The sequence below is a fragment of the Bradyrhizobium murdochi genome (genome assembly GCF_000472965.1).
Taxonomy (GTDB): Bacteria; Pseudomonadota; Alphaproteobacteria; order Rhizobiales; family Xanthobacteraceae; genus Bradyrhizobium; species Bradyrhizobium murdochi.
Map to the genome: position 1 here is coordinate 358,838 of NZ_AXAU01000001.1, position 22,520 is coordinate 381,357.

The 22,520-nt window shown below is 61.9% G+C and carries 23 protein-coding genes, 2 tRNA genes and 2 pseudogenes; 21 read left to right on the forward strand and 6 right to left on the reverse strand.

The window, feature by feature from the left end; translation table 11 throughout:
- Positions 1-51: 51 nt before the first annotated feature.
- The 4 genes from clpX (at position 52) to YUO_RS0101890 (ending at position 4,842) form a co-directional block, all read left to right on the forward strand.
- The gene (gene clpX / locus YUO_RS0101870) at positions 52-1,326 is read left to right on the forward strand and encodes an ATP-dependent Clp protease ATP-binding subunit ClpX (protein WP_028345767.1); all 1,275 of its coding nucleotides are present in this window, start codon (positions 52-54) and stop codon (positions 1,324-1,326) included.
- Positions 1,327-1,650: 324 nt separating this feature from the next.
- The gene (lon, locus tag YUO_RS0101880) at positions 1,651-4,077 is read left to right on the forward strand and encodes an endopeptidase La (RefSeq protein ID WP_028345768.1); all 2,427 of its coding nucleotides are present in this window, start codon (positions 1,651-1,653) and stop codon (positions 4,075-4,077) included.
- A 119-nt stretch (positions 4,078-4,196) separates the two neighbouring features.
- Positions 4,197-4,598 (forward strand): GFA family protein, encoded by a 402-nt coding sequence (locus YUO_RS0101885; RefSeq protein WP_028345769.1) that lies wholly within the window; start codon positions 4,197-4,199, stop codon positions 4,596-4,598.
- Between the two features lie 167 nt (positions 4,599-4,765).
- Positions 4,766-4,842, forward strand: a tRNA-Val gene (locus tag YUO_RS0101890).
- 272 nt (positions 4,843-5,114) lie between these two features.
- Here YUO_RS0101890 and YUO_RS0101895 read toward each other — a convergent pair.
- A complete protein-coding gene (locus tag YUO_RS0101895; RefSeq protein WP_235782604.1) occupies positions 5,115-5,768 on the reverse strand; it encodes a hypothetical protein in 654 nt (217 codons plus the stop codon).
- A gap of 875 nt (positions 5,769-6,643) precedes the next feature.
- Here YUO_RS0101895 and YUO_RS0101900 point away from each other — a divergent pair.
- A complete protein-coding gene (locus YUO_RS0101900) occupies positions 6,644-7,504 on the forward strand; it encodes a class I SAM-dependent methyltransferase (protein WP_028345771.1) in 861 nt (286 codons plus the stop codon).
- Between the two features lie 117 nt (positions 7,505-7,621).
- On the opposite strand, the gene pepT is transcribed toward YUO_RS0101900, so the two are convergent.
- Together pepT and YUO_RS0101910 are read right to left on the reverse strand one after the other, a co-directional pair.
- A complete protein-coding gene (gene pepT / locus YUO_RS0101905) occupies positions 7,622-8,878 on the reverse strand; it encodes a peptidase T (RefSeq protein ID WP_028345772.1) in 1,257 nt (418 codons plus the stop codon).
- Between the two features lie 108 nt (positions 8,879-8,986).
- A pseudogene (locus YUO_RS0101910) lies at positions 8,987-9,298 on the reverse strand (HU family DNA-binding protein); the annotation flags it as partial.
- A gap of 311 nt (positions 9,299-9,609) precedes the next feature.
- Here YUO_RS0101910 and YUO_RS0101915 point away from each other — a divergent pair.
- A tRNA-Asp gene (locus YUO_RS0101915) sits at positions 9,610-9,686 on the forward strand.
- Positions 9,687-9,780: 94 nt separating this feature from the next.
- Here the strand turns inward: YUO_RS0101915 and YUO_RS0101920 are convergent.
- The 3 genes from YUO_RS0101920 to YUO_RS48830 form a co-directional block, all read right to left on the reverse strand.
- Complete coding sequence (locus YUO_RS0101920) at positions 9,781-9,975, reverse strand: hypothetical protein (RefSeq protein ID WP_028345774.1); 195 nt, start codon at positions 9,973-9,975, stop codon at positions 9,781-9,783.
- 169 nt (positions 9,976-10,144) lie between these two features.
- Positions 10,145-10,363: a hypothetical protein gene (locus YUO_RS48825; RefSeq protein WP_028345775.1), complete on the reverse strand. Its 219-nt coding sequence runs from the start codon at positions 10,361-10,363 to the stop codon at positions 10,145-10,147.
- Between the two features lie 22 nt (positions 10,364-10,385).
- Positions 10,386-10,622, reverse strand: coding sequence for a Rieske (2Fe-2S) protein (locus YUO_RS48830; RefSeq protein ID WP_028345776.1), 237 nt, complete (start codon positions 10,620-10,622; stop codon positions 10,386-10,388).
- Positions 10,623-10,804: 182 nt separating this feature from the next.
- On the opposite strand from YUO_RS48830, the pseudogene YUO_RS39525 reads away from it, so the two are divergent.
- The 15 genes and pseudogenes from YUO_RS39525 (at position 10,805) to nuoK (ending at position 22,513) form a co-directional block, all read left to right on the forward strand.
- Positions 10,805-11,321: pseudogene (locus YUO_RS39525) on the forward strand (MarR family winged helix-turn-helix transcriptional regulator).
- Positions 11,322-11,519: 198 nt separating this feature from the next.
- Entirely contained in the window at positions 11,520-11,885 is a 366-nt protein-coding gene (locus YUO_RS0101940) for an NADH-quinone oxidoreductase subunit A (protein WP_028345777.1), read from the forward strand.
- The gene (locus tag YUO_RS0101945) at positions 11,876-12,466 is read left to right on the forward strand and encodes a NuoB/complex I 20 kDa subunit family protein (RefSeq protein ID WP_028345778.1); all 591 of its coding nucleotides are present in this window, start codon (positions 11,876-11,878) and stop codon (positions 12,464-12,466) included. Before YUO_RS0101940 ends, YUO_RS0101945 begins: the two co-directional genes overlap by 10 nt.
- 11 nt (positions 12,467-12,477) lie before the next feature.
- Positions 12,478-13,086 carry an NADH-quinone oxidoreductase subunit C gene (locus tag YUO_RS0101950; RefSeq protein ID WP_028345779.1) on the forward strand — a complete coding sequence of 203 codons (609 nt, stop codon included), beginning with the start codon at positions 12,478-12,480 and terminating at the stop codon, positions 13,084-13,086.
- Positions 13,087-13,116: 30 nt separating this feature from the next.
- Positions 13,117-13,497 (forward strand): four helix bundle protein, encoded by a 381-nt coding sequence (locus tag YUO_RS0101955; RefSeq protein WP_083754498.1) that lies wholly within the window; start codon positions 13,117-13,119, stop codon positions 13,495-13,497.
- Between the two features lie 49 nt (positions 13,498-13,546).
- Positions 13,547-14,740: an NADH-quinone oxidoreductase subunit D gene (locus tag YUO_RS0101960; RefSeq protein ID WP_028345781.1), complete on the forward strand. Its 1,194-nt coding sequence runs from the start codon at positions 13,547-13,549 to the stop codon at positions 14,738-14,740.
- Complete coding sequence (locus YUO_RS0101965) at positions 14,740-15,699, forward strand: FkbM family methyltransferase (protein WP_028345782.1); 960 nt, start codon at positions 14,740-14,742, stop codon at positions 15,697-15,699. Before YUO_RS0101960 ends, YUO_RS0101965 begins: the two co-directional genes overlap by 1 nt.
- A gap of 11 nt (positions 15,700-15,710) precedes the next feature.
- Entirely contained in the window at positions 15,711-16,322 is a 612-nt protein-coding gene (nuoE, locus tag YUO_RS0101970; protein ID WP_028345783.1) for an NADH-quinone oxidoreductase subunit NuoE, read from the forward strand.
- Positions 16,323-16,440: 118 nt separating this feature from the next.
- Positions 16,441-17,766, forward strand: coding sequence for an NADH-quinone oxidoreductase subunit NuoF (nuoF, locus tag YUO_RS0101975; protein ID WP_028345784.1), 1,326 nt, complete (start codon positions 16,441-16,443; stop codon positions 17,764-17,766).
- A gap of 4 nt (positions 17,767-17,770) precedes the next feature.
- Positions 17,771-17,902 carry a hypothetical protein gene (locus YUO_RS48435; RefSeq protein WP_283806395.1) on the forward strand — a complete coding sequence of 44 codons (132 nt, stop codon included), beginning with the start codon at positions 17,771-17,773 and terminating at the stop codon, positions 17,900-17,902.
- Entirely contained in the window at positions 17,899-19,977 is a 2,079-nt protein-coding gene (gene nuoG, locus YUO_RS0101985; RefSeq protein ID WP_028345785.1) for an NADH-quinone oxidoreductase subunit NuoG, read from the forward strand. Before YUO_RS48435 ends, nuoG begins: the two co-directional genes overlap by 4 nt.
- A 10-nt stretch (positions 19,978-19,987) precedes the next feature.
- Positions 19,988-21,058: an NADH-quinone oxidoreductase subunit NuoH gene (gene nuoH / locus YUO_RS0101990; protein ID WP_028345786.1), complete on the forward strand. Its 1,071-nt coding sequence runs from the start codon at positions 19,988-19,990 to the stop codon at positions 21,056-21,058.
- 7 nt (positions 21,059-21,065) lie between these two features.
- Complete coding sequence (nuoI, locus tag YUO_RS0101995) at positions 21,066-21,560, forward strand: NADH-quinone oxidoreductase subunit NuoI (protein ID WP_028345787.1); 495 nt, start codon at positions 21,066-21,068, stop codon at positions 21,558-21,560.
- A gap of 9 nt (positions 21,561-21,569) precedes the next feature.
- The gene (locus YUO_RS0102000; RefSeq protein ID WP_028345788.1) at positions 21,570-22,208 is read left to right on the forward strand and encodes an NADH-quinone oxidoreductase subunit J; all 639 of its coding nucleotides are present in this window, start codon (positions 21,570-21,572) and stop codon (positions 22,206-22,208) included.
- On the forward strand, positions 22,205-22,513 hold the full coding sequence (gene nuoK, locus YUO_RS0102005) for an NADH-quinone oxidoreductase subunit NuoK (protein WP_028345789.1): 309 nt from the start codon (positions 22,205-22,207) through the stop codon (positions 22,511-22,513). Before YUO_RS0102000 ends, nuoK begins: the two co-directional genes overlap by 4 nt.
- The last annotated feature ends 7 nt before the right edge of the window (positions 22,514-22,520 follow it).

Genomic DNA, 22,520 nt, shown 5'->3' on the forward strand with positions numbered 1-22,520 from the left:
TGCCGGAATGGGTCGATCGGGTAACGGATCGAACGGCGGACGGAGACAGGAATGAGTAAGGTTGGCACGAGCGACTCCAAGAACACGCTATATTGCTCGTTCTGTGGAAAGAGCCAGCACGAAGTCCGCAAACTCATCGCGGGTCCCACCGTATTCATCTGCGACGAATGCGTCGAACTCTGCATGGACATTATCCGTGAGGAGAACAAGTCCTCGCTGGTGAAGTCGCGCGATGGCATCCCGACGCCGAAGGAAATCTGCAAGGTGCTGGACGATTACGTGATCGGCCAGAGCCATGCCAAGAAGGTGCTCTCGGTTGCCGTTCACAACCACTACAAGCGCCTCAATCACCAGACCAAGCACAACGACGTCGAACTCGCGAAGTCGAACATCCTGCTGATCGGTCCGACCGGTTCGGGCAAGACGTTGCTGGCGCAGACGCTGGCGCGCATTCTCGACGTGCCGTTCACCATGGCGGACGCGACGACGCTGACCGAAGCCGGTTACGTCGGCGAGGACGTCGAGAACATCATCCTGAAGCTGTTGCAGTCGGCCGACTACAATGTCGAGCGCGCGCAGCGCGGCATCGTCTACATCGACGAAATCGACAAGATCAGCCGCAAGTCCGACAACCCGTCGATCACCCGCGACGTGTCGGGTGAGGGCGTGCAGCAGGCGCTGTTGAAGATCATGGAAGGCACGGTCGCCTCCGTGCCTCCGCAGGGCGGCCGCAAGCACCCGCAGCAGGAGTTCCTGCAGGTCGACACCACCAATATCCTGTTCATCTGCGGCGGCGCGTTCTCGGGCCTTGAGAAGATCATCTCCGCACGCGGACGCTCGACCTCGATCGGCTTCGCCGCTCAGGTGCTGGCGCCCGAAGACCGCCGCACCGGCGAAATCTTCCGCCATGTCGAGCCGGAAGACTTGCTGAAGTACGGCCTGATCCCCGAATTCGTCGGCCGCCTGCCGGTGGTTGCGACGCTGGAGGATCTCGACGAGACCTCGCTGAAGAAGATCCTGACCGATCCGAAGAACGCGCTGGTGAAACAATACCAGCGGCTGTTCGAAATGGAGAACATCGAGCTCACCTTCGCCGACGAGGCGCTTGGCGCGGTCGCCCGCAAGGCGATCGAGCGCAAGACCGGCGCGCGCGGGTTGCGCTCGATCCTCGAAAGCATCCTGCTCGAGACCATGTTCGATCTACCCGGCTTGGAAGGTGTCGAAGAGGTTGTGATCTCGCGCGAAGTTGTCGAGGGAACTGCCCGTCCGCTCTACATTTATGCGGACCGTTCGGACCGGGCCGTCGAGAGCAGCGCCAGCGCCTGATACCGTCGCGCTGGCCAGAACTCATACTTTTGAATAACCCTTTGAATAAGGCGGCTGCCGGTGTTTCGGCGGCCGCTGTGGCGTAAGCGTTTTTCGCGCGTCTGATCCGCAATTTGCAGTCATTTTCCGTGACTTGACACCCCCATACCCGATAGCCACCTAATGCTCATGGTGGCGGAAATCACGTTCGAGATTCGTCGCAAAGATCATCCGGTGAGCGGCGGCAGCGAAGGCGGCCGACCGGCCCGGAACTCCCAGCACCTTGTGGCGGTTGCGCAAGCGATGCGGACTGCGTGCAAGGGGGCAAAACAGAAGGAATAGGCCATGACGACTCCAAAAACCCGGCCAACCATCATTCTCGGCGAAAGCCATTCGTATCCGGTGCTGCCGCTCCGCGACATCGTCGTATTTCCGCACATGATCGTACCGCTGTTCGTCGGCCGCGAGAAATCGATCCGTGCCCTCGAAGAGGTGATGAAGAACGACGCGCTCATCCTGCTCGCGACGCAGAAGAACGCGTCCGATGACGATCCGAGCTCGGATTCCATCTACGAAGTCGGTACGCTCGCCAGCGTGCTGCAGCTCCTGAAACTTCCCGACGGCACCGTGAAGGTGCTGGTCGAAGGGCTCGAGCGCGCGCGTGTGCAAAAGTATTCCGACCGCATCGAATATTACGAGGCGACCGCGATCGCGCTCGCCGATACCGACGCCAACTCGGTTGAAGCCGAAGCTCTGGCGCGCTCGGTCGTGTCCGACTTCGAAAGCTATGTGAAGCTTAACAAGAAGATCTCCGCCGAAGTCGTCGGCGTGGTTCAGGCGATCACTGACTTCGCCAAGCTCAGCGATCAGGTCGCGCAGCATCTCGCCGTCAAGATCGCCGATCGCCAGGGCATCCTGGAGACGTTGTCCGTCACGCAGCGCCTGGAGAAGGTGCTGGGCCTCATGGAGAGCGAGATCTCGGTGCTGCAGGTCGAGAAGCGCATCCGCTCGCGCGTCAAGCGCCAGATGGAGAAAACCCAGCGCGAGTATTACCTGAACGAGCAGATGAAGGCGATCCAGAAGGAGCTCGGCGACGACGAAGGTCGCGACGAGCTGGCCGATCTGGAAGAGAAGATTGCCAAGACCAAGCTTTCCAAGGAAGCGCGGGAGAAGGCGCAGCACGAGTTGAAGAAGCTGCGCCAGATGTCGCCGATGTCCGCGGAAGCCACCGTCGTGCGCAACTATCTCGACTGGCTGTTGTCGATTCCGTGGAACAAGAAGTCCAAGGTCAAGAAGGACCTTGAGCAGGCCCAGGCCGTGCTGGACTCCGACCATTATGGACTCGAAAAGGTCAAGGACCGCATCGTCGAGTATCTCGCCGTGCAGTCGCGCGCCAACAAGCTGACCGGACCGATCCTGTGTCTGGTCGGGCCTCCCGGCGTCGGCAAGACTTCGCTCGGCAAGTCGATCGCAAAAGCCACGGGCCGCGAATTCGTGCGCGTCTCGCTCGGCGGCGTGCGTGACGAGGCCGAGATCCGCGGTCACCGCCGCACCTATATCGGCTCGATGCCCGGCAAGATCATCCAGTCGATGCGCAAGGCCAAGACTTCGAATCCGCTGTTCCTGTTGGACGAGATCGACAAGATGGGCGCCGATTTCCGCGGCGATCCGTCGTCGGCGCTGCTCGAGGTCCTCGACCCCGAGCAGAACTCGACCTTCAACGACCACTATCTGGAGGTCGATTACGATCTGTCGAACGTCATGTTCATCACGACCGCGAATACGCTCAATATTCCGGGTCCGCTGATGGACCGCATGGAGATCATCCGGATCGCCGGCTACACCGAGAACGAGAAGGTCGAGATCGCGCGCAAGCACCTGATCCCGAACGCCGTCTCCAAGCATGGCCTCGATTCCAAGGAATGGTCGATCGACGACGATGCTCTGCTGTTGATGATCCGCCGCTACACCCGCGAAGCGGGTGTGCGCAACCTGGAGCGTGAGCTCTCCACACTCGCCCGCAAGGCGGTGAAGGAGCTGATGATCTCCAAGAAGAAGTCGGTCAAGGTCACCGAGAAGACTCTCGAAGACTTCCTCGGCGTGCCGAAATACCGCTTCGGCGAGATCGAGAGCGAGCCGCAGGTCGGTATCGTCACGGGTCTAGCCTGGACCGATGTCGGCGGCGAGCTGCTGACGATTGAAGGCGTCATGATGCCCGGCAAGGGCAAGATGACGGTTACGGGCAACCTGCGCGACGTGATGAAGGAGTCGATCTCGGCGGCGGCGTCTTACGTCCGCTCGCGGGCGATCAACTACGGCGTCGAGCCGCCGCTGTTCGACAAGCGCGACATTCACGTCCACGTGCCGGAGGGCGCAACCCCGAAGGACGGACCGTCGGCGGGTGTGGCGATGGCCACCGCGATCATCTCGGTCATGACCGGCATTCCGGTTCGGCACGATGTCGCGATGACCGGCGAAATCACGCTGCGTGGTCGTGTGCTGCCGATCGGTGGCCTGAAGGAGAAGCTGCTTGCGGCCGCCCGTGGCGGCATCAAGACGGTGCTGATCCCCGAGGACAACGCCAAGGATCTCACGGAGATTTCCGATGCGATCAAGGGCGGTATGGACATCGTCCCGGTTGCTCGGCTCGATGACGTCGTCGCCAAGGCGCTGGTCCGCGCCCCCGTGCCGATCGTCTGGGAAGAGGACACCAAGGTGCCGGTCAAGCAGGACGCCTCGGACGAAGCGGCTGGTGGCCTGACGGCCCACTGAGCTCGATCAGTCACCACTGATCATCGAACTGAAATGATAAAACGGCGCCTTCGGGCGCCGTTTTTTGTGCGGATAGGAGCTCGGTTTGAACCTCGGCCCGGCGACGGCGTTGATGAGGGATGGAAATCGACGGGCAATGCCATTGCGGGCGGGTGACCTATCAGGCCGATATCGACCCTGAAAAAGTGTCGATCTGTCACTGCACCGATTGCCAGAACCTGACGGGCTCGCCGTACCGGGTGACGGTGATCTGTTCGGCCGAGCAGGTCCGCATGACCGGCGCGCCGGCGAAGGTTTATCCGAAGAAAGGCGACAACGGCCGGACGCGCTTTCAGCACTTTTGCGAAGTCTGCGGCTCGCCATTGTTCACCAGCGGAGACGGCGGACCGGACGATTGGGGCATCCGCTGGGGCAGCATCCGCCAGCGCGATCGGCTCAAGCCGGCGCGCCAAATCTGGTGCCGCTCCGCCGCGCCGTGGATCCACGAGATTGGGGCGTTGCCGGGGCGGCCGGGCGACTAGAGCCATTTCGGTTCTGATTGAATCAGAACCGGGCTCTAGGTTTTTGTTTTGACGCGTTTTCTTGACGCGAACCGGTGTCCACTTCGCTAGAAAACGCTCTAGTGCAACCAAGCGCGGATATCCCACCTTGCACCAAAGGGGGTCGAGAGGCTAAACAGGCGGCTTACGGGCGGCTAGCTCAGCTGGTTAGAGCATCTCGTTTACACCGAGAGGGTCGGGAGTTCGAATCTCTCGCCGCCTACCAGCCTTCGCCCCTGCGGGCTTCGGCTCGGCATGCCAGCCTTCACGGCAGTGACGCAACGTTTGCTCCTCCGCAGGGGCGAAGGCTGTCGCGCCGAAGCGCGAAGAGCGAAGGCGGACCGGTGCGGAACATTCCGGAAGTAAAAGCCCTGCGGGGCTTCGGCTCGGCATGCCAAGCCTTCGCGGCAGTGACACAACGTTTGCTCCTCCGCAGGGGCGAAGGCTGTCGCGCCGAGCTTGAAGAGCGAAGGCGGACTGGCCTTACGCTCTTCTCATTTAGCCTTGTGGGGTTGTCGTAGTAGCCGGGAGAATTAGGGGCGCTCCTCCCAGGGAAACAGGTCCCTCATATTTGGGCTGCGGGGCCATCTTCTTGCGCACTACTCGGGATAGCCGGTTTTGAGCGTGCCTTGCTGAAATGGAGGAAGTTATTTCCGGCTTTATTGCATTTTGCAGCGAGTCGACCTTCGCCATAAGCTTGGAAAGCTGAGCAGATATCTTCTTCACGTCTTCATGTTCATCCGCTATCTGAGCAGATATTTTCTTCACACTGACGTGCTCATCCACGACGCTCTGTCTCAGAGAAGCAAGCGCAATTGAATCCTGCTGAAGAAGAGCTGTGTTTTGCTGCAACAGGATATTGTTCTCTTGCAGCGCGACAACGTGTTGCTGCTGAGCCGACTGAATATCCTTCAATGCGGCAACAGCCGGATCCGCTATCGGATCGGAAGCTTTCTGATGTGGAAGCAGTTCGGCCAAACGGCTGATATCCGGCAGGGTAAAATCCGGCGGCAGCGTATAGACGGCCGCTGCAGTGTTTACTCCAAGAGCGAACACCGCTAGCGCCAAGACCGATTTCCGGCTCGATTGTTTGCTCGGTGCGGTGGATTCGGGTTGTTCGGTTTGGCTCTGCGTTTCCGATGCCGTGGTCACGTGTACTAACCTCAAATGAGTGAAATGAAAAAGGAGCCGTCGCTGGATCGTCCCTCGCGACGGCTCCCTTACGCGACACCCAACTAGAACTGCCTGAAATAATAGGCCTATGAGATTAATTCGGCGTTAGCGCCTCCAGGGCGCAGGCTAGCGCCGAAGCTCGCTGAGCGACGACGGACCTGATCGACATCGAACCGAGCTTCCGATCACGATGCGTAATGGAGGACGCCATTACCAGCAATCTAAACGCTAACAGGTGCAGCGCGGGGCGGTGCCGAGCAATGCCGGACCACCCCGCGACTAAGAATTAGTAACCTCTACAAGTCTCACGATACCGACGGCAATTTCCTTCGCCGCGTTCACCCAACTCATCCTTGTTGAGGCAAGCATATCTTAGTTCGGCGCACAAATCTCTCCGAACTGGTCGCCCGCAGGCTTCCCGATATCTGCGGCAATTTCCTTCGCCCCGCTCTCCCAGCGCGTCCTTGTTTTCGCAGGCAAGCCTCAGTTGCTCGCATCGCCCACCTCCTCGATCTACCCGAACGCCTCCCGGTCCAATCTCAATGGATTGAGAAAAGGCCGAAATCGGAATTATAAAAAGAGCGGCCGCCGCTGCGGCGCCGAACGCATATTTACGCATTGCATTCATCTTAATCCCTCCAGGTGCTAGTGCCGGTCAGTTGCCTTGCGGCAATAGATCACGCGAAAGGCGGGATATCGTTCCGAAGGAAATGCACGAAAGTGTAGTTATGACTATAAATCTCGGGGTACATGAACGAACGAAGCGGCATCACGGCAATGATACGGCAATGATACGGCGTGAACGGTCCGGCATAGGGGCGACGGACGTTCGAAATTGAAAAAGGAGCGCGCAAATGGACACACCGGCAAGCCACGACCAGAACGCCGACCAGGTCGCCTACTGGAATGGGCCGGCCGGCCAGCGCTGGGCGGAGCGGCGGGCGGCGCAGGACGTGCTGCTCAAGCCGGTCGCCGACCTTGTCGTCGACCGGGCCAGGCTGAAGCCGGGAGACCGCGTCATCGATATCGGTTGCGGCAGCGGCGCCACCGCGATTGCGTTCGCGCAAAAGGTCGCCCCGTCGGGCCATGTGCTCGGCATCGACGTGTCCGGCCCGATGCTGGAGCGGGCGCGGCAGGCTGCGCCGAGCGACCTGCCGATCGATTTCGTTCTGGCGGATGCCACCGTCTATCCGTTCGAGCTTGCCAGCTTCGATGTGCTGGCCTCGCGGTTCGGCGTGATGTTCTTTGCCGATCCGGCGCTGTCGTTCGCCAACATGCGAAAGGCGCTGAAGCCTTCGGGGCGGCTGGCGTTCGCCTGCTGGCGCGAGCCGCGCGAAAATCCGTTCTTCATGGCGCCGCTTGCGGCCGCCTACAAGCACGTGCCAAAGCTGCCGCAGCTTGGGCCGGAAGACCCCGGGCCATTTGCGTTTGCCTCGGAGGAGCGCGTGCGCCGTATCCTGGACGCGGCCGGCTTTACCGGCGTCGAAATGGAAGCCTGTCCGCTGTTGCTGGATGCAGCGATCGGCCGCGGCCTCGACGGCGCGGTGCAGGGTGCGCTGGAGATCGGCCCGGTGAGCCGTGCGCTGGACGGCCAGCCGGAAGAAGCTCGCGCTGCCGTCGCTGCTTCCATTCGCGAAGCGCTAACGCCGTTCGCGAAGGGCGACGCGGTACTGCTGCCGGCATCGGTCTGGATTGTGACGGCGCGGGCGTCGTAGTTGGCGTCCGCGCAAAGCTCTCTCCCCGTCATTGCGAGGAGCGAAGCGACGAAGCAATCCATGTTTCCGCATTTGCCGATGGATGGATTGACGGGGAGAGAGCGGCGCGCGGACTCGCTACGCCCGCTCTTCCCAGATAATTGCCAGATGCACGATGGTCTCCGCCGCCTTCTCCATATCTTGACGGCTGACCCATTCCAGCCGCGAATGGAAGGCGTGTTCGCCGGCAAAAATGTTGGGGCAGGGCAGGCCCATGAAGGACAGGCGCGAGCCGTCGGTGCCGCCGCGGATCGAGCTTCGCACCGGTGTCAGCCCGGCGCGCTTGATCGCCTCGATGGCGTACTCGACCGTCTCGGGGTGACGGTCGATCACCTGTTTCATGTTGCGGTATTGCGGCTTGACTTCCATCCGGTAGGTGGAGCGCGGATAGTCCTTCATCACGTCTTTGACGATATCTTCCAGCAGGGCTTCCTTTTGCTGCAGCCCCTCACCGGTGAAGTCGCGCACGATGAAGCCGATGGCGGCTTTCTCCAGCGCGCCGGAAATGCCGATCGGGTGCAGAAAACCTTCTTTGCCTTCAGTCGTCTCAGGCGAGCAGGTATCCTTGGGCAGGCGGTCGATGATGGCGGCTGCGATCTTGATCGCGTGCTCCATCTTGCCTTTGGCAAAGCCGGGATGGGTCGAGACGCCTTCGATGGTTACGGTGGCGCCGTCGGCTGAAAAGGTTTCGTCCTCGATATGCCCGGCGCTTTCGCCGTCCATCGTATAGGCGAAATCGGCGCCGAGCTTTTTCAGGTCGACCTTATCGACGCCGCGGCCGATCTCTTCATCCGGCGTGAACAGGATCTTGATGGTGCCGTGCTTGATGTGCGGATTTTGAATCAGGAACCGCGCCGCATCCATGATCTCGGCAAGGCCCGCCTTGTTGTCGGCGCCGAGCAGGGTGGTGCCGTCGGTCGTGATGATGTCGTGGCCGATCTGGCCGGCAAGCGCAGGATGGTCGGCAAAGCGGATCACCTGGGTGGGATCAGCCGGCAGCACGATGTCGCCGCCGCGATAATTCTTCACGATCTGCGGCTTGACGTTGGCGCCGGTGCAGTCCGGGGAAGTGTCCATATGCGAGCAGAAGCAGATCACCGGAACCTTCTTCTCGGTAGTGGCCGGGATTGTCGCATAAACATAGCCGTGCTCGTCGAGATGGGCGTCGGCGAGCCCCATCGCCTGCAGCTCCGATGCCAACAGGCGGCCCAAATTCTTCTGCTTCTCGGTGGAAGGGCAGGTCGGCGAGGCCGGATCGGACTGGGTGTCGATCACGACATAGCGCAGGAGGCGCTCGGTGACATCGTGGGTGAAGGTTATGGGCGAGGCCAGCATGACGATCCGGAAAAGTTGAGCAAGGAAAGCGCTCTATAACAGAAAAGCGCCATTCCGGGTCCTCGCCGGAATGACGCTTCTGGTGCGATCGGTCTAGGGGAGCGTTGGTCAGACGGCTTCCTTGAGTTCCTTGGCCGCGCGGAACGCGACCTTCTTGCTGGCCTTGATCTGGATCGGCTCGCCGGTGGCGGGGTTGCGCCCGGTGCGGGCGGCGCGCTTGCGGACCTGGAGGATGCCGAGGCCAACGATCCTGATCCGCTCGCCCTTTTTCAGGTGTTTTGTGATCTTGCCGACCATGTCGGTCAGGATCGCCTCGGCGGCCTTTTTCGACAGATCATGTTCCTCGGCGAGAGTCGCCGCTAGATGCTTCAGTGTGATGGTGGCTGGAGCCGCCGCTTTCTTCGCCATGTCTGGCCCTCCTCGTTGGTTGAATGGCTTTGAGCGCGTTCGCTGGTACCGGTCCGCGCTGGGAAAATGCGTTCGTGGTGACTTGAAACCCGGGGGGTCCGGTACAACCGGAGCTGGGAGGATTTCAAGAAACCCAGACGTAGCAGGCCTCAAACGATTCGGATAATCGCCTCCCGCGGTGTTTTACCTGAAAACAGGCCGTTATTTGCATCACAATAGCAGAAATGCCCGTCTGGCGCGGGGATTCGCAACGTCCTTGACTAAGCGAGAGCGGGCCTTTATGCCCTCGGTTCTGCGCGGATCAGGATCTGATTACGGCATCCGCGGGAGTAGCTCAGTTGGTTAGAGCGCCGCCCTGTCACGGCGGAGGCCGCGGGTTCGAGTCCCGTCTCTCGCGCCATTTTCTCGATGGCTTGACGTTGATCTCCGAGACCGCCGCAAACAAAAAGGCCGCCCGAGGGCGGCCATTTTTATTCCAACGATATCGCTATCGTTTAGCGGACCGTCGAGGTGTTCGAGCTGGTGACAACCACCGGCTTGCCCGCTTTTACGACCTGGGCAGTTTGGCTGTACTCAGAACCGGTCCGAGCCGAAATGCCGAAGGCCGCAACCGCGATACCGGCCACCAATGCGACAACCACGATCTTCAGGTGGGTACTACGATCCGCCGAGTGGAAGGAGTGGTTCATGTGATGCCTCCCGGACGCCTTTGGCGTCCTGTGTTGGGAAGAGACGTACGCCCTGTCTGTTTCAGGATCGTTTCGCGGTTTCGGCAAAATGGTTTCATTCGGCCGGTTTGTGGCCGGTTTTTTGCCCAAGCATCTGTGATGTGGGTCACATACTGCCCGCGCGCCCGGATCAAACGCGGCTCACACCGGAGCCGCGCTGAACCTGCCGCTCACGCCTCGCGAATGAAATTGCCCGCCTCGAATTGAACGGCGGCGCGGTTGAATCGAACGAGACGCCGATCGGATCGCGGCCGGCGGCGATCGCTGCGAGCTGATCGCTCAGCATCCGCCGGATCATCAGGATGCCGCGGTCGCTCTGGCCGAAATGCTCCTCCGAATGCAGCGTCACCTCGCCCTGGCCGACCTGCGCCTCATAGTCGCCGGGTCCGACGTGGGCCGGTCGCGAACAGCACCAACTCCTCGCCGAGCACGCGCACTTTTCTGGGGATATTGGTGGCGCCGGACACGAGCCCGATCGGGTGCCAGTAGCGCCGCAGCAGTTCGCCCATTGGCGTGCCGCGGCCGACTGCCGTCAGCTCCGTCCGGGTCGTCGACGGCTTCACGGCGTAGCCAGTCCCGGGATCGCGATCCCGCTGCGTAATGGTCATGCCGTTTCCTCCCGCCGCGACTTTGATGCCGCGGTCATTCGATTTGCTTTAGGAAGTAGCTGATCGATGACAATGTCAGCGATTGCGATGAGACTATTCGATGACCCCATTCGATGGGCTTATCTGATGATCCTTCTTGATGGTCCTTGGCACCGGCGTGCTTTGTTGGGCAGAGGTTGCAAATGAGCCGGAAGCCGGAAAAGCAGACCGCGGCGTCGCCTACGGCCGCCGATGTCGCGGAATTGGCGCCGATCACCGCGATGATGTCATCGCGGCTGATGGTGCTGGCCAATCTGCTCAAGCGCGGCGCGATCCTGCGCTATAAGCGGCTAGCGGGCTTGTCTTCGGTGGAGTTCGGCCTGGTGGCTTCGCTGGGGCGGCGGCCGCCGATGAGCGTTATCCGGCTTGCGGAGGCGGTTGGCATGGACAAGGGCCAGATCAGCCGGGCGCTGGCGGAATTGGTCGCGCGCAAGCTGGTCGCCAAGGCGGTCAACCCGCAGGACAACCGCGAGACGCTGGTTTGCCTGACCAAGGCGGGGCTAGCCGCCCATGATGCAATTTGTGGCAGGGGCGCAGGAGCGTAACCGGCGCCTGATGGAACAGCTCGGCAAGGAAGAGCTGGCGGTGCTGCTCGACCAGATCGATCGCCTGACGGAGACGGCCGCCCAAATGCTCGCCGACGAAAAGGATTTGAAGTGAAGATTTGGCACCATGCGGCCCGGCCCGCGTTGATCGGGCGAGGCAGGAACGCAACACTTTTTCGGGTTCTGCCGACACGTCGACGGCGGACGGAGACGTGAAACCGGCTCGTCTTGCGCCCTCTGTTGCGCTGCGCTAAGCCAAGAATAATTCCAATCAACGAATCTGCGGCCAAATCCGCAGGAAAAGGCACCGCCGATGAACGGCATCCTGCAAGATTACCTGCCACTTGTGGTGTTTATCGGGGTGGCGAGCCTGATCGGTCTGGCGCTCCTGATCGCCCCGTTCCTGGTCGCGTTCCAGCAGCCGGACCCGGAAAAGCTCTCCGCTTATGAATGCGGATTCAACGCATTCGACGACGCCCGCATGAAGTTCGACGTTCGCTTCTACCTGGTAGCGATCCTCTTCATCATCTTCGACCTGGAAGTGGCGTTTCTGTTCCCGTGGGCGGTCGCGTTCGGCAAGTTAGGGGCCACCGGCTTCTGGTCCATGATGGTGTTCCTCGCCGTCCTCACGGTCGGTTTTGCTTATGAGTGGAAGAAAGGCGCGCTCGAATGGGATTGAGCCCGACAGCTTTAGGCTCTTCGCCTGATATCGCGCAGGCGCCGAAGGGCATTCTCGACCCCTCGACCGGCAAGCCGGTCGGGGCTAACGACCCGTTCTTCCTCGAGGTCAATCACGAGCTTTCCGACAAAGGTTTCTTCGTTGCCGCCGCCGACGATCTGATCACTTGGGCGCGCACCGGCTCGTTGATGTGGATGACGTTCGGCCTCGCCTGCTGCGCGGTCGAGATGATGCAGGTATCGATGCCGCGCTACGACGTCGAGCGCTTCGGCTTTGCGCCGCGCGCCTCGCCGCGCCAATCCGACGTGATGATCGTGGCGGGTACGCTGACCAACAAGATGGCGCCGGCGCTGCGCAAGGTCTACGACCAGATGCCCGAGCCGCGCTACGTGATCTCGATGGGGTCGTGCGCCAATGGCGGCGGCTACTATCATTACTCGTACTCGGTGGTGCGCGGCTGCGACCGCGTCGTGCCGATCGACATCTATGTGCCAGGATGCCCGCCCACGGCGGAGGCGCTGCTCTACGGCGTGCTGCTGCTGCAGAAGAAGATCCGGCGCATCGGGACCATCGAACGCTAAGGTTTTAGGTAATGGACGACGGCAAGCTCGATACCCTTGGGCAGACGATTGTTAGCGCGCTTCCGGGCGCGGCCACTGCCCATACGGTCGCGTTCAACCAGCTCACCGTCACGGTCGAGGCGAGCAAGATCGTCGAGGTTGTCAAGTACCTGCGCGACGATCCCTCATTGCGGTTTGTCAACTTCACGGACGTGACGGCGGTGGACTATCCCAGCCGCGAGAAGCGTTTCGACGTGGTCTACCACCTGCTGTCGCCGACGCTGAACGAGCGCATCCGCCTCCGAGCCGAAGCCGACGAGACCACGCAGGTGCCCTCGATCATCGAGGTGTTTCCCGGCGCCGACTGGTTCGAGCGCGAAACCTACGACCTCTACGGCGTGATCTTCACCGGTCACCCCGACATGCGGCGGCTGCTGACGGATTACGGCTTCGACGGCCATCCGCTGCGCAAGGATTTCCCGCTCACCGGCTTCGTCGAGGTCCGCTACGACGACCAGGAGAAGCGGGTGCTCTACGAGCCGGTCCGCCTCAACCAGGAATTCCGCAAATTCGATTTCCTCTCGCCCTGGGAAGGCGCGGACTATCCGCTTCCGGGCGATGAGAAGAGAAGTGGCGAGTAGCGAATAGCGAGTGGCGAATAGGGATGATTGTTGAGCGACCAATCGATCAATTCGTACCGGGACTTGAGGGTATGGCAGGATGCCATGACCTTAGCGGAGTCCTGCTATCGATTGACGCGCCAATTTCCGCGCGACGAGCTGTTCGGGCTGACATCGCAGATCAGGCGTTCGGCGGGATCAGTTCCTGCCAACATCGCGGAAGGTCACGGACGAGAAAATACCGGCAACTTCGTGCAACATCTGCGCGTCTCACAGGGGTCTCTGAGGGAGTTGGAAACGCACCTGCTATTGGCCGAGCGGGTGGGTATCTTGCCAGGACCGGATTTGGCGCCAGTTCTCGCCCAGTGCGAGAGCTTGGGAAAAATGCTTCGCGCCTTGATTCGGTCGCTTCAAGACAAGTCTGCGAAATGATGCCATTCGCCATTCGCCATTCGCTATTCGCTATGGCGCGGAGCGCCCAATGAACGAACAGCAGAACCTGCGTAACTTCACCATCAACTTTGGGCCGCAACATCCGGCCGCGCACGGCGTGTTGCGCCTTGTGCTTGAGCTCGACGGCGAAGTCGTCGAGCGTGTTGATCCGCATATCGGCTTGCTGCATCGCGGCACCGAGAAGCTGATCGAGCACAAGACCTACCTCCAGGCGATCCCCTATTTCGACCGGCTCGATTACGTCGCGCCGATGAATCAGGAGCACGCGTTCTGTCTCGCGGCGGAAAAGCTGCTCGGCATCACGGTGCCGCGCCGCGGCCAACTGATCCGCGTGCTCTACTGCGAAATCGGCCGCATCCTGTCGCATCTGCTCAACGTCACGACGCAGGCCATGGACGTCGGCGCGCTTACCCCGCCGCTGTGGGGTTTTGAAGAGCGCGAAAAGCTGATGCAATTTTACGAGCGCGCCTCCGGAGCGCGCATGCATGCGGCGTATTTCCGCGTCGGTGGCGTGCACCAGGATCTGCCGCAGAAACTGATCGACGATATCGATGCCTGGTGCGATCCGTTCCTGCAGGTCGTCGCCGACCTCGACACCTTGCTGACCGGCAACCGCATCTTCAAGCAGCGCAACGTCGATATCGGCGTGGTGTCGCTGCAGCAGGCCTGGGAGTGGGGCTTTTCGGGCGTGATGGTGCGCGGCTCCGGCGCGGCCTGGGACCTGCGCAAGGCGCAGCCCTACGAGTGCTACGCCGAGATGGATTTCGACATTCCGATCGGCAAGAACGGCGACTGCTACGATCGCTACCTGATCCGCATGGAAGAGATGCGCCAATCGGTCCGCATCATGAGGCAATGCATCGCCAAGCTGAACTCGCCGGACGGGCAGGGGCCCGTCGTCGTCGAGGACAACAAGATCGCGCCGCCGCGGCGCGGCGAGATGAAGCGCTCGATGGAAGCGCTGATCCATCACTTCAAGCTCTACACCGAAGGCGCGCACGTGCCCGCCGGCGAGGTCTATGCCGCGGTCGAGGCGCCGAAAGGTGAGTTCGGCGTCTACCTGGTCTCCGATGGCACCAACAAACCTTACAAGTGCAAGATCCGCGCGCCGGGCTTTGCCCATCTGCAGGCGATGGACTTCATCTGCCGCGGCCATCTGCTCGCCGACGTCTCGGCCATTCTAGGTTCCCTCGACATCGTGTTCGGAGAGGTCGATCGGTGATGGCGCAGGCGCCCATCCAGTTTGACCGGACTTCGGGCGTACTCGAGGGTGCGAACGCGTGGGAGCGCTTGGCTGCGGTGGCGCTGGCGCTAGGGTCGAAGGTGGCGTCGAATTTTTCGCACCGTGGCTACAATATGTGCGCCAATTTGTTGCGCACGACGCTGCCTGAGCGCGGCATCCAGATCAAACTCAATCCAGACGCCGTCTTCGAGTTTCCCTATGGCGACGGCTACTGGAGCAAGCTGCTTAACCGCACCTATAGCTACGAGGACGAGCTGGAGCTGCTGTTCAAGGACTCCGCCGACGTCGATTACACGCTGCTCGATTGCGGCGCCAATTACGGCTACTGGTCGGTCCTGGTGTCGAGCAAGCCGTTCGGTTCGCATAAGGCGATCGCGATCGAGCCCTCGGGGCAGAATTTCCCGAAGCTGGCCAACAACGCCAAAATCAACGGCAACCGTTTCGAGGTGATGAAAAGCGCGATCGGCGCCGCGCGCGGCACCGCGCGCCTGTCCGGCACCAAGCATGAGGCCTTCAGCATCGCCGGCGACCAGTCGGACGGCGAGGAAGTGCCGGTCATCGCGCTCGACAATCTGCTCGATGACGGCAAGGTCGCCGCGGATGGAAAATACCTGATCAAGCTCGACGTCGAGGGCGTCGAGATCGAGGCCATGAAGGGCGGCGCGCGGCTGATGCAGATCGACAGCGTCTTGCTGTGCGAGGAGCACGGCAATGATCCCGAGCATACCGTGTCGCGCTATATCCTCGAACAGACCCCGCTGAAGCTGATCGTCTACGATCCGCGCAGCCATCGCCTTGAAACCGTGACCGACCTTTCGATTCTGGATCGGATCAAAGTTTCAACCCATGTCGGCTACAACGTGTTCGGCACCGCAAGCGCATTCTGGCTCGCCCGGATCGATGCGCTCAATGCGAAAGCCGCGCGCCGCGTGCAATGAGAGACTAAACGATGTCCGTCCGCCGCCTCGCACCGAAGGAATTGCAGCCCGCGAGCTTCACGTTCACGGATGAGAATCTCGCTTGGGCCAAGGCCCAGATCGCAAAGTATCCGCCGGGCCGCCAGGCCTCCGCTGTGATCGCGATCCTGTGGCGCGCGCAGGAGCAGCATGAGGGATGGGTGTCGGAAGCCGCGATCCGCGTGGTCGCCGACCTGCTCGATATGCCCTACATCCGCGTACTGGAAGTTGCGACCTTTTACACTATGTTCCAGTTGCAGCCGGTCGGCAAGAAGGCCCATGTGCAGGTGTGCGGCACCACGCCCTGCCGCCTGCGCGGCGCCGGCGACCTGATCGAGGTGTGCCAGAGCCGCATCCATCACGAGCCCTTCCATCTGTCGAAGGACGGCAATTTCAGTTGGGAAGAGGTCGAGTGCCTGGGCGCCTGCGTGAACGCGCCGATGGTGCAGATCTGGAAGGACACCTACGAGGACCTGACCAAGGAAAGTTTCGGCAAGGTGCTGGACGGCTTTGCCTCGGGCAATCCGCCGAAGCCCGGACCGCAGATCGACCGTCAGTTCTCGGCGCCTGTGGGCGGGCCGACGACGCTGAAGGAACCCACATGAGGCGTGGCGCTACATTGTCCGTAAACCGGACGGAGAGGGGCCGCGTGATGGAGAAGTCGCGCTGTGCCGGGGCTCGCCTGCGCGCAGTCCAATCGCTGATCTGAGGAAGCTTCAAGTCATGCTCGACGACAAGGATCGCATCTTCAAGAACCTTTATGGCCTCCACGATTGGGGGCTGGAGGGTGCGCGCCGCCGCGGCGCGTGGGACGGCACCAAGGCGATCATCGACAAGGGCCGCGACTGGATCATCAACGAGATGAAGGCCTCCGGCCTGCGCGGGCGCGGCGGAGCGGGCTTTCCGACCGGCCTGAAATGGTCGTTCATGCCGAAGGAATCGACCGACGGCCGGCCGAGCTATCTCGTGGTCAACGCCGACGAATCCGAGCCCGGCACCTGCAAGGACCGCGAGATCATGCGGCACGATCCGCATCTGCTCGTGGAGGGCTGCCTGCTGGCGAGCTACGCCATGGGCGCGCATGCCTGCTACATCTATGTGCGCGGCGAGTTCATCCGCGAGCGGGAGCGCCTGCAGGCCGCGATCGACCAGGCCTATGACGCAAAACTGGTCGGCAAGGACAACGTCAATGGCTGGCCGTTCGATGTCTATGTCGCGCATGGCGCCGGCGCGTATATCTGCGGCGAAGAGACCGCGCTGCTGGAAAGCCTAGAGGGCAAGAAGGGCCAGCCGCGGCTGAAGCCGCCATTCCCGGCCAATGTCGGTCTCTATGGCTGCCCGACCACCGTCAACAACGTCGAGTCCATCGCGGTTGCGCCCGATATCCTCAGGCGCGGGGCAGCATGGTTCGCGGCGATCGGCCGGCCCAACAATGTCGGCACAAAGCTGTTCTGCGTCTCCGGCCATGTCGAGCGCCCCTGCAACGTCGAAGAGGCGATGGGGATTCCGTTCCGTGAGCTGATCGAGCGCCATTGCGGCGGCATTCGCGGCGGCTGGGACAATCTGAAAGCCGTGATCCCCGGCGGCTCGTCGGTGCGGATGGTGCCGGCCGAGCAGATCATCGACACACCGATGGATTTCGACAGCCTCGGCAAGCTGCGCTCCGGCCTCGGCACCGCCGCCGTGATCGTGATGGACAAGTCGACGGACCTGATCCGGGCGATCGCTCGCATCTCCTATTTCTACAAGCATGAGAGCTGCGGCCAGTGCACGCCATGCCGCGAGGGCGCAGGCTGGATGTGGCGCGTCTTGACCCGGATGGCCGAGGGCCGCGCCCACAAGCGCGAGATCGACATGCTGCTGGAGGTTACAAAACAGGTCGAAGGCCACACCATCTGCGCGCTCGGTGATGCTGCGGCATGGCCGATCCAGGGCCTGATCGCGCATTTCCGCCACGAGATCGAGGCGCGCATCGACCAGTATTCGCATAAGGCCGACATCGACGATGCCGGCGTGCGCGATCCCGAGAACTTGGTCGCGGCGGAATAGGGCAATGGCAAACGAACCGGACAGCATTGTGCTGGCGATCCTGCGCAAGATTGATCAGCGCACCGAGCGGATGGCGGAAGACCGCGAGCGTTACACCGCCAGACTGCAAGCTGGGAAAGACTTGAGACAGCAATGACCAAACTCATCATCGACGGCAAAGAGATCGATGTGCCTGCGGAGTACACGCTGCTGCAGGCGTGCGAGGCCGCGGGCGCCGAAATCCCGCGCTTCTGCTACCACGAGCGGCTGTCGATCGCCGGCAATTGCCGGATGTGCCTCGTCGAGATCAAAGGCGGCCCGAAGCCGGTCGCAAGCTGCGCCTGGGGCGTGCGCGATTGCCGGCCTGGCCCCAAGGGCGAGCCGCCGGAAATTTCCACGCGTTCGCCGATGGTCAGGAAGGCACGCGAAGGCGTGATGGAATTCTTGCTGATCAACCACCCGCTGGATTGCCCGATCTGCGACCAGGGCGGCGAGTGCGATCTGCAGGACCAGGCGATGGGCTACGGCGTCGACACCTCGCGCTTTGCCGAGAACAAGCGCGCGGTCGAGGACAAATATCTAGGCGCGCTGGTCAAGACCTCGATGAACCGCTGCATCCAGTGCACGCGCTGTGTCCGCTTCTCCGCCGAAGTCTGCGGCACGCCGGAAATGGGCGCCACCGGCCGCGGCGAGGACATGGAGATCACGACCTATCTGGAGCAGGCGCTGACTTCCGAGCTGCAGGGCAACCTCGTCGATATCTGTCCCGTGGGCGCGCTGACTTCGAAGCCGTATGCTTTTGCCGCGCGTCCGTGGGAGCTCGGCAAGACACAGTCGGTGGACGTCATGGATGGCGTCGGTTCCGCGATCCGCGTCGATACCCGTGGCCGCGAGGTGATGCGGATCCTGCCGCGCATCAACGAGGCGGTGAACGAGGAATGGATTTCCGACAAGACCCGTCACGTCGTCGACGGCCTGCGTACGCAGCGGCTCGATCGGCCCTATGTCCGCGAGAACGGCAAGCTTCGCGCCGCGTCCTGGCAGGAAGCCTTCGCGGCGGTCGCTGCCAAGGTCAGGATGAGCGACGGTAAGCGGATGGGAGCCATCGCTGGTGACCTCGCCGCGGTCGAGGAGATGTTCGCGTGCAAGGATCTGCTGGGCCGATACGGCTGCAGCAATCTGGCAGTGCAGGGCGGCGACGCCTTCGACCCCAAGGCGGGACGGGCGACCTACATCTTCAATCCGACCATTGTGGGCATCGAGCAGGCCGATGCGCTCCTGATCATCGGCTCCAACCCGCGCAAGGAAGCCGCCGTCCTCAACGCGCGGATCCGCAAGCGCTGGCGCACGGGTCAGCTCAAGGTCGCTCTCGTCGGCGCCAAGGCCGATCTAACCTACGACTACGACTATCTCGGTGCGGGCACGGATACGCTTGGCGAACTCGCCAGCGGCAAGCATTCCTTTGTCGAGGTGCTGAAGGGCGCCAAGAACCCGATGGTGCTGGTCGGCGCCGGTTCGCTGGCGCGCCATGACGGGGCGGCGGTCCTTACGCTGGCGGCCAAGGTCGCGGCAGGCGTAGGCGCGCTCAAGGATAGCTGGAACGGCTTTGCCGTTTTGCAGGATACCGCCTCGCGCGCGGGCGCGCTCGATATCGGCTTCGCCCCCGGCGCGGGCGGGCTCAGCCTCGCGCAGATGACGACATTCGGCACGCTCGACGTGCTGTTCCTGTTGGGGGCGGATGAGGTGAAGGTGCCGGACGGCACGTTCGTGGTCTATATCGGCACCCATGGCGATCGCGGCGCGCACCGCGCCGACGTCATCCTGCCGGGCGCGGCCTATACCGAAAAGTCCGGCCTCTACGTCAACACCGAGGGCAGGGCGCAGATCGCCAGCCGCGCGGCGTTTCCGCCCGGAGAGGCGCGCGAGGACTGGGCGATCGTCCGCGCGTTGTCGGACGTGCTCGGCAAGAAGCTGCCCTATGATTCCCTGCAGGCGCTGCGCCAGGCGCTGTTCAAGGCCTTCCCGCATCTGATGCGGATCGACCAGATCGAGCCCGGCAAGGCCAGTGACGTCAAGGCGCTCGCAGGCAAGAAGGGCGGCAAGGTCGACAAGACCCCGTTCAAGAGTTCGGTCGAGGATTTCTATCTGACCAACCCCATCGCGCGGGCCTCGACGGTGATGGCGGAATGTTCCCGGCTGGCGTCCGGGAAAATGCTGACGGCAGCGGAGTGAGCGTGATCTGATGGCTGAATTCTTCGCAAGCTCGTTCTGGACCGGCTTCCTCTGGCCGCTGATCATCATGGTCGCGCAGAGCCTGTTGCTGCTCGTCGTGCTGCTGATTGCGATCGCCTACATCCTGCTCGCCGACCGCAAGATCTGGGCGGCGGTGCAAATCCGCCGCGGCCCCAACGTGGTGGGTCCCTGGGGCTTGCTGCAATCCTTCGCGGACCTTCTAAAGTTCGTGCTGAAGGAGCCGATCATCCCGTCCGGCTCCAACAAGGGTGTGTTCCTGCTGGCGCCGCTGGTGTCCTGCGTGCTGGCGCTGGCCGCCTGGGCCGTCATTCCGATGGATGCCGGCTGGGTGATCGCCAATATCAATGTCGGCGTCCTCTACATCTTCGCGATCTCGTCGCTGTCGATCTACGGCATCATCATGGCCGGCTGGTCGTCGAACTCGAAATATCCGTTCCTGGCGGCGCTTCGCTCCGCGGCGCAGATGGTTTCTTACGAGGTCTCGATCGGCTTCGTCATCATCACGGTTTTGCTGTGCGCCGGCACGCTCAATCTCTCGGCCCTGGTGGAAGCGCAGAACACCCGCGGTTTCGCCAGCCTGATCGGACTGCCGCAGCTCACCATTCTGAACTGGTATGTGTGGCCGCTGTTCCCGATGTTCGTGGTGTTCTACGTCTCGGCGCTGGCCGAAACCAACCGTCCGCCGTTCGATCTGGTGGAAGCGGAATCCGAACTGGTGGCCGGCTTCATGGTCGAATACGGCTCGACGCCGTATCTGTTGTTCATGCTTGGCGAATATGTCGCGATCACCACGATGTGCGCGCTGGCGACGATCATGTTCCTCGGCGGCTGGCTGCCGCCGGTGGCGCTGCCGCCGTTCACCTGGATCCCGGGTGTAGTCTGGTTCGCGCTGAAACTGTTCTTCATGTTCTTCCTGTTCGCGATGGCGAAGGCGATTGTGCCGCGCTACCGCTACGATCAACTGATGCGGCTCGGCTGGAAGGTGTTTTTGCCGCTGTCGCTGGCGATGGTGGTGATTGTGGCCGGGGTGCTGCAATTCGCCGGCATTGCGCCGAAGTGAGGCCATCATGAGTGTCAACGTCAACGCAACCGCCCGTGCGCTTCTCTTGAGCGAATTCGTATCGGCGTTCTTTCTCGCCATGCGCTATTTCTTCAAGCCGAAGCCGACGATCAACTATCCGTTCGAGAAGAACCCGATCTCGCCGCGCTTCCGCGGTGAGCATGCGCTGCGCCGCTATCCGAACGGCGAAGAGCGCTGCATCGCCTGCAAGCTATGCGAGGCGATCTGCCCGGCGCAGGCGATCACGATCGAGGCCGGCCCGCGCCGCAACGACGGCACCCGCCGCACCGTGCGCTACGACATCGACATGGTGAAATGCATCTATTGCGGCCTGTGCCAGGAAGCCTGTCCGGTCGATGCCATCGTCGAGGGACCGAATTTCGAATTCGCGACCGAGACCCGCGAGGAACTCTACTATGACAAGGCGAAACTGCTCGCCAATGGCGACCGCTGGGAGCGCGAGATTGCGAAAGCCATCGAACTCGACGCGCCGTACCGGTGAGGTGAGGGTATGATCCTTCCCGCACTGTTCTTCTATCTCTTCGCTGGCGTCTGCGTGGCCTCGGCTGTGATGGTGATTGTGTCGCGCAATCCCGTGCATTCGGTGCTGTATCTTATCCTGGCCTTCGTCAATGCGTCCGGCCTGTTCGTGCTGATGGGCGCCGAATTCCTCGGCATGATGCTGATCGTGGTCTATGTCGGCGCGGTCGCGGTGCTGTTCCTGTTCGTGATCATGATGCTCGATGTCGACTTCACCGAGCTGCGCGAGGGCTTTATCGAATATCTGCCGATCGGTCTGGTGATCGGCGGCATCTTCCTCGCCGAATTGCTTTTGGTTGCCGGCGGCTGGGTCATGAGTCCCGGCACGGCGAAATCGATTACGGCGGCGATTCCGGCCAATGTCAGCAACACCGAGGCGCTGGGGCTGGTGCTCTATACGAAGTACATCCATTACTTCCAGATCGCCGGCATGGTGCTTCTGGTCGCGATGATCGGCGCCATCGTGCTGACGCTGCGCCACAAGGCGAAGGTCAAGCGGCAGGACATCAACGTGCAGAACGCGCGCACACCGGAGCTCGCGATGGCCGTGCGCAAGGTGGCGCCGGGGCAGGGGCTGCAGGATTCGGACGCGGCGGAGTGGGTAAAATGACGATCGGTCTGGGCCACTATCTCGCGGTCGCCGCCACCCTGTTCACGATCGGGATCCTCGGCATCTTCCTGAACCGCAAGAACATCATCGTCATCTTGATGTCGATCGAGCTGATCCTGCTCGCCGTCAACATCAACCTGGTGGCGTTCTCGACCTTCCTCGGCGACATCGTAGGCCAGGTGTTCGCGCTTCTGGTGCTGACGGTTGCAGCCGCTGAAGCTGCGATCGGTCTTGCGGTGCTGGTGGTCTATTTCCGCAACCGCGGTTCGATCGCGGTTGAAGACGTCAATCTGATGAAGGGCTAGCTCAGCT

Excerpts from the sequence above, each read along its gene's own strand:
- YUO_RS0101950 (WP_028345779.1), top strand. The coding sequence starts at position 12,478 with ATGGACGACGGCAAGCTCGATACCCTTGGGCAGACGATTGTTAGCGCG.
- YUO_RS48830 (WP_028345776.1), bottom strand. The coding sequence starts at position 10,622 with ATGACCATTACGCAGCGGGATCGCGATCCCGGGACTGGCTACGCCGTG.
- nuoI (WP_028345787.1), top strand. The coding sequence starts at position 21,066 with ATGAGTGTCAACGTCAACGCAACCGCCCGTGCGCTTCTCTTGAGCGAA.
- YUO_RS0102000 (WP_028345788.1), top strand. The coding sequence starts at position 21,570 with ATGATCCTTCCCGCACTGTTCTTCTATCTCTTCGCTGGCGTCTGCGTG.
- YUO_RS0101920 (WP_028345774.1), bottom strand. The coding sequence starts at position 9,975 with ATGAACCACTCCTTCCACTCGGCGGATCGTAGTACCCACCTGAAGATC.
- YUO_RS0101960 (WP_028345781.1), top strand. The coding sequence starts at position 13,547 with ATGAACGAACAGCAGAACCTGCGTAACTTCACCATCAACTTTGGGCCG.
- YUO_RS0101940 (WP_028345777.1), top strand. The coding sequence starts at position 11,520 with ATGAACGGCATCCTGCAAGATTACCTGCCACTTGTGGTGTTTATCGGG.
- nuoE (WP_028345783.1), top strand. The coding sequence starts at position 15,711 with ATGTCCGTCCGCCGCCTCGCACCGAAGGAATTGCAGCCCGCGAGCTTC.
- YUO_RS0101945 (WP_028345778.1), top strand. The coding sequence starts at position 11,876 with ATGGGATTGAGCCCGACAGCTTTAGGCTCTTCGCCTGATATCGCGCAG.
- lon (WP_028345768.1), top strand. The coding sequence starts at position 1,651 with ATGACGACTCCAAAAACCCGGCCAACCATCATTCTCGGCGAAAGCCAT.
- nuoG (WP_028345785.1), top strand. The coding sequence starts at position 17,899 with ATGACCAAACTCATCATCGACGGCAAAGAGATCGATGTGCCTGCGGAG.
- nuoF (WP_028345784.1), top strand. The coding sequence starts at position 16,441 with ATGCTCGACGACAAGGATCGCATCTTCAAGAACCTTTATGGCCTCCAC.
- YUO_RS0101900 (WP_028345771.1), top strand. The coding sequence starts at position 6,644 with ATGGACACACCGGCAAGCCACGACCAGAACGCCGACCAGGTCGCCTAC.
- YUO_RS0101885 (WP_028345769.1), top strand. The coding sequence starts at position 4,197 with ATGGAAATCGACGGGCAATGCCATTGCGGGCGGGTGACCTATCAGGCC.
- clpX (WP_028345767.1), top strand. The coding sequence starts at position 52 with ATGAGTAAGGTTGGCACGAGCGACTCCAAGAACACGCTATATTGCTCG.
- YUO_RS0101965 (WP_028345782.1), top strand. The coding sequence starts at position 14,740 with ATGGCGCAGGCGCCCATCCAGTTTGACCGGACTTCGGGCGTACTCGAG.
- pepT (WP_028345772.1), bottom strand. The coding sequence starts at position 8,878 with ATGCTGGCCTCGCCCATAACCTTCACCCACGATGTCACCGAGCGCCTC.
- nuoK (WP_028345789.1), top strand. The coding sequence starts at position 22,205 with ATGACGATCGGTCTGGGCCACTATCTCGCGGTCGCCGCCACCCTGTTC.
- nuoH (WP_028345786.1), top strand. The coding sequence starts at position 19,988 with ATGGCTGAATTCTTCGCAAGCTCGTTCTGGACCGGCTTCCTCTGGCCG.
- YUO_RS48435 (WP_283806395.1), top strand. The coding sequence starts at position 17,771 with ATGGCAAACGAACCGGACAGCATTGTGCTGGCGATCCTGCGCAAGATT.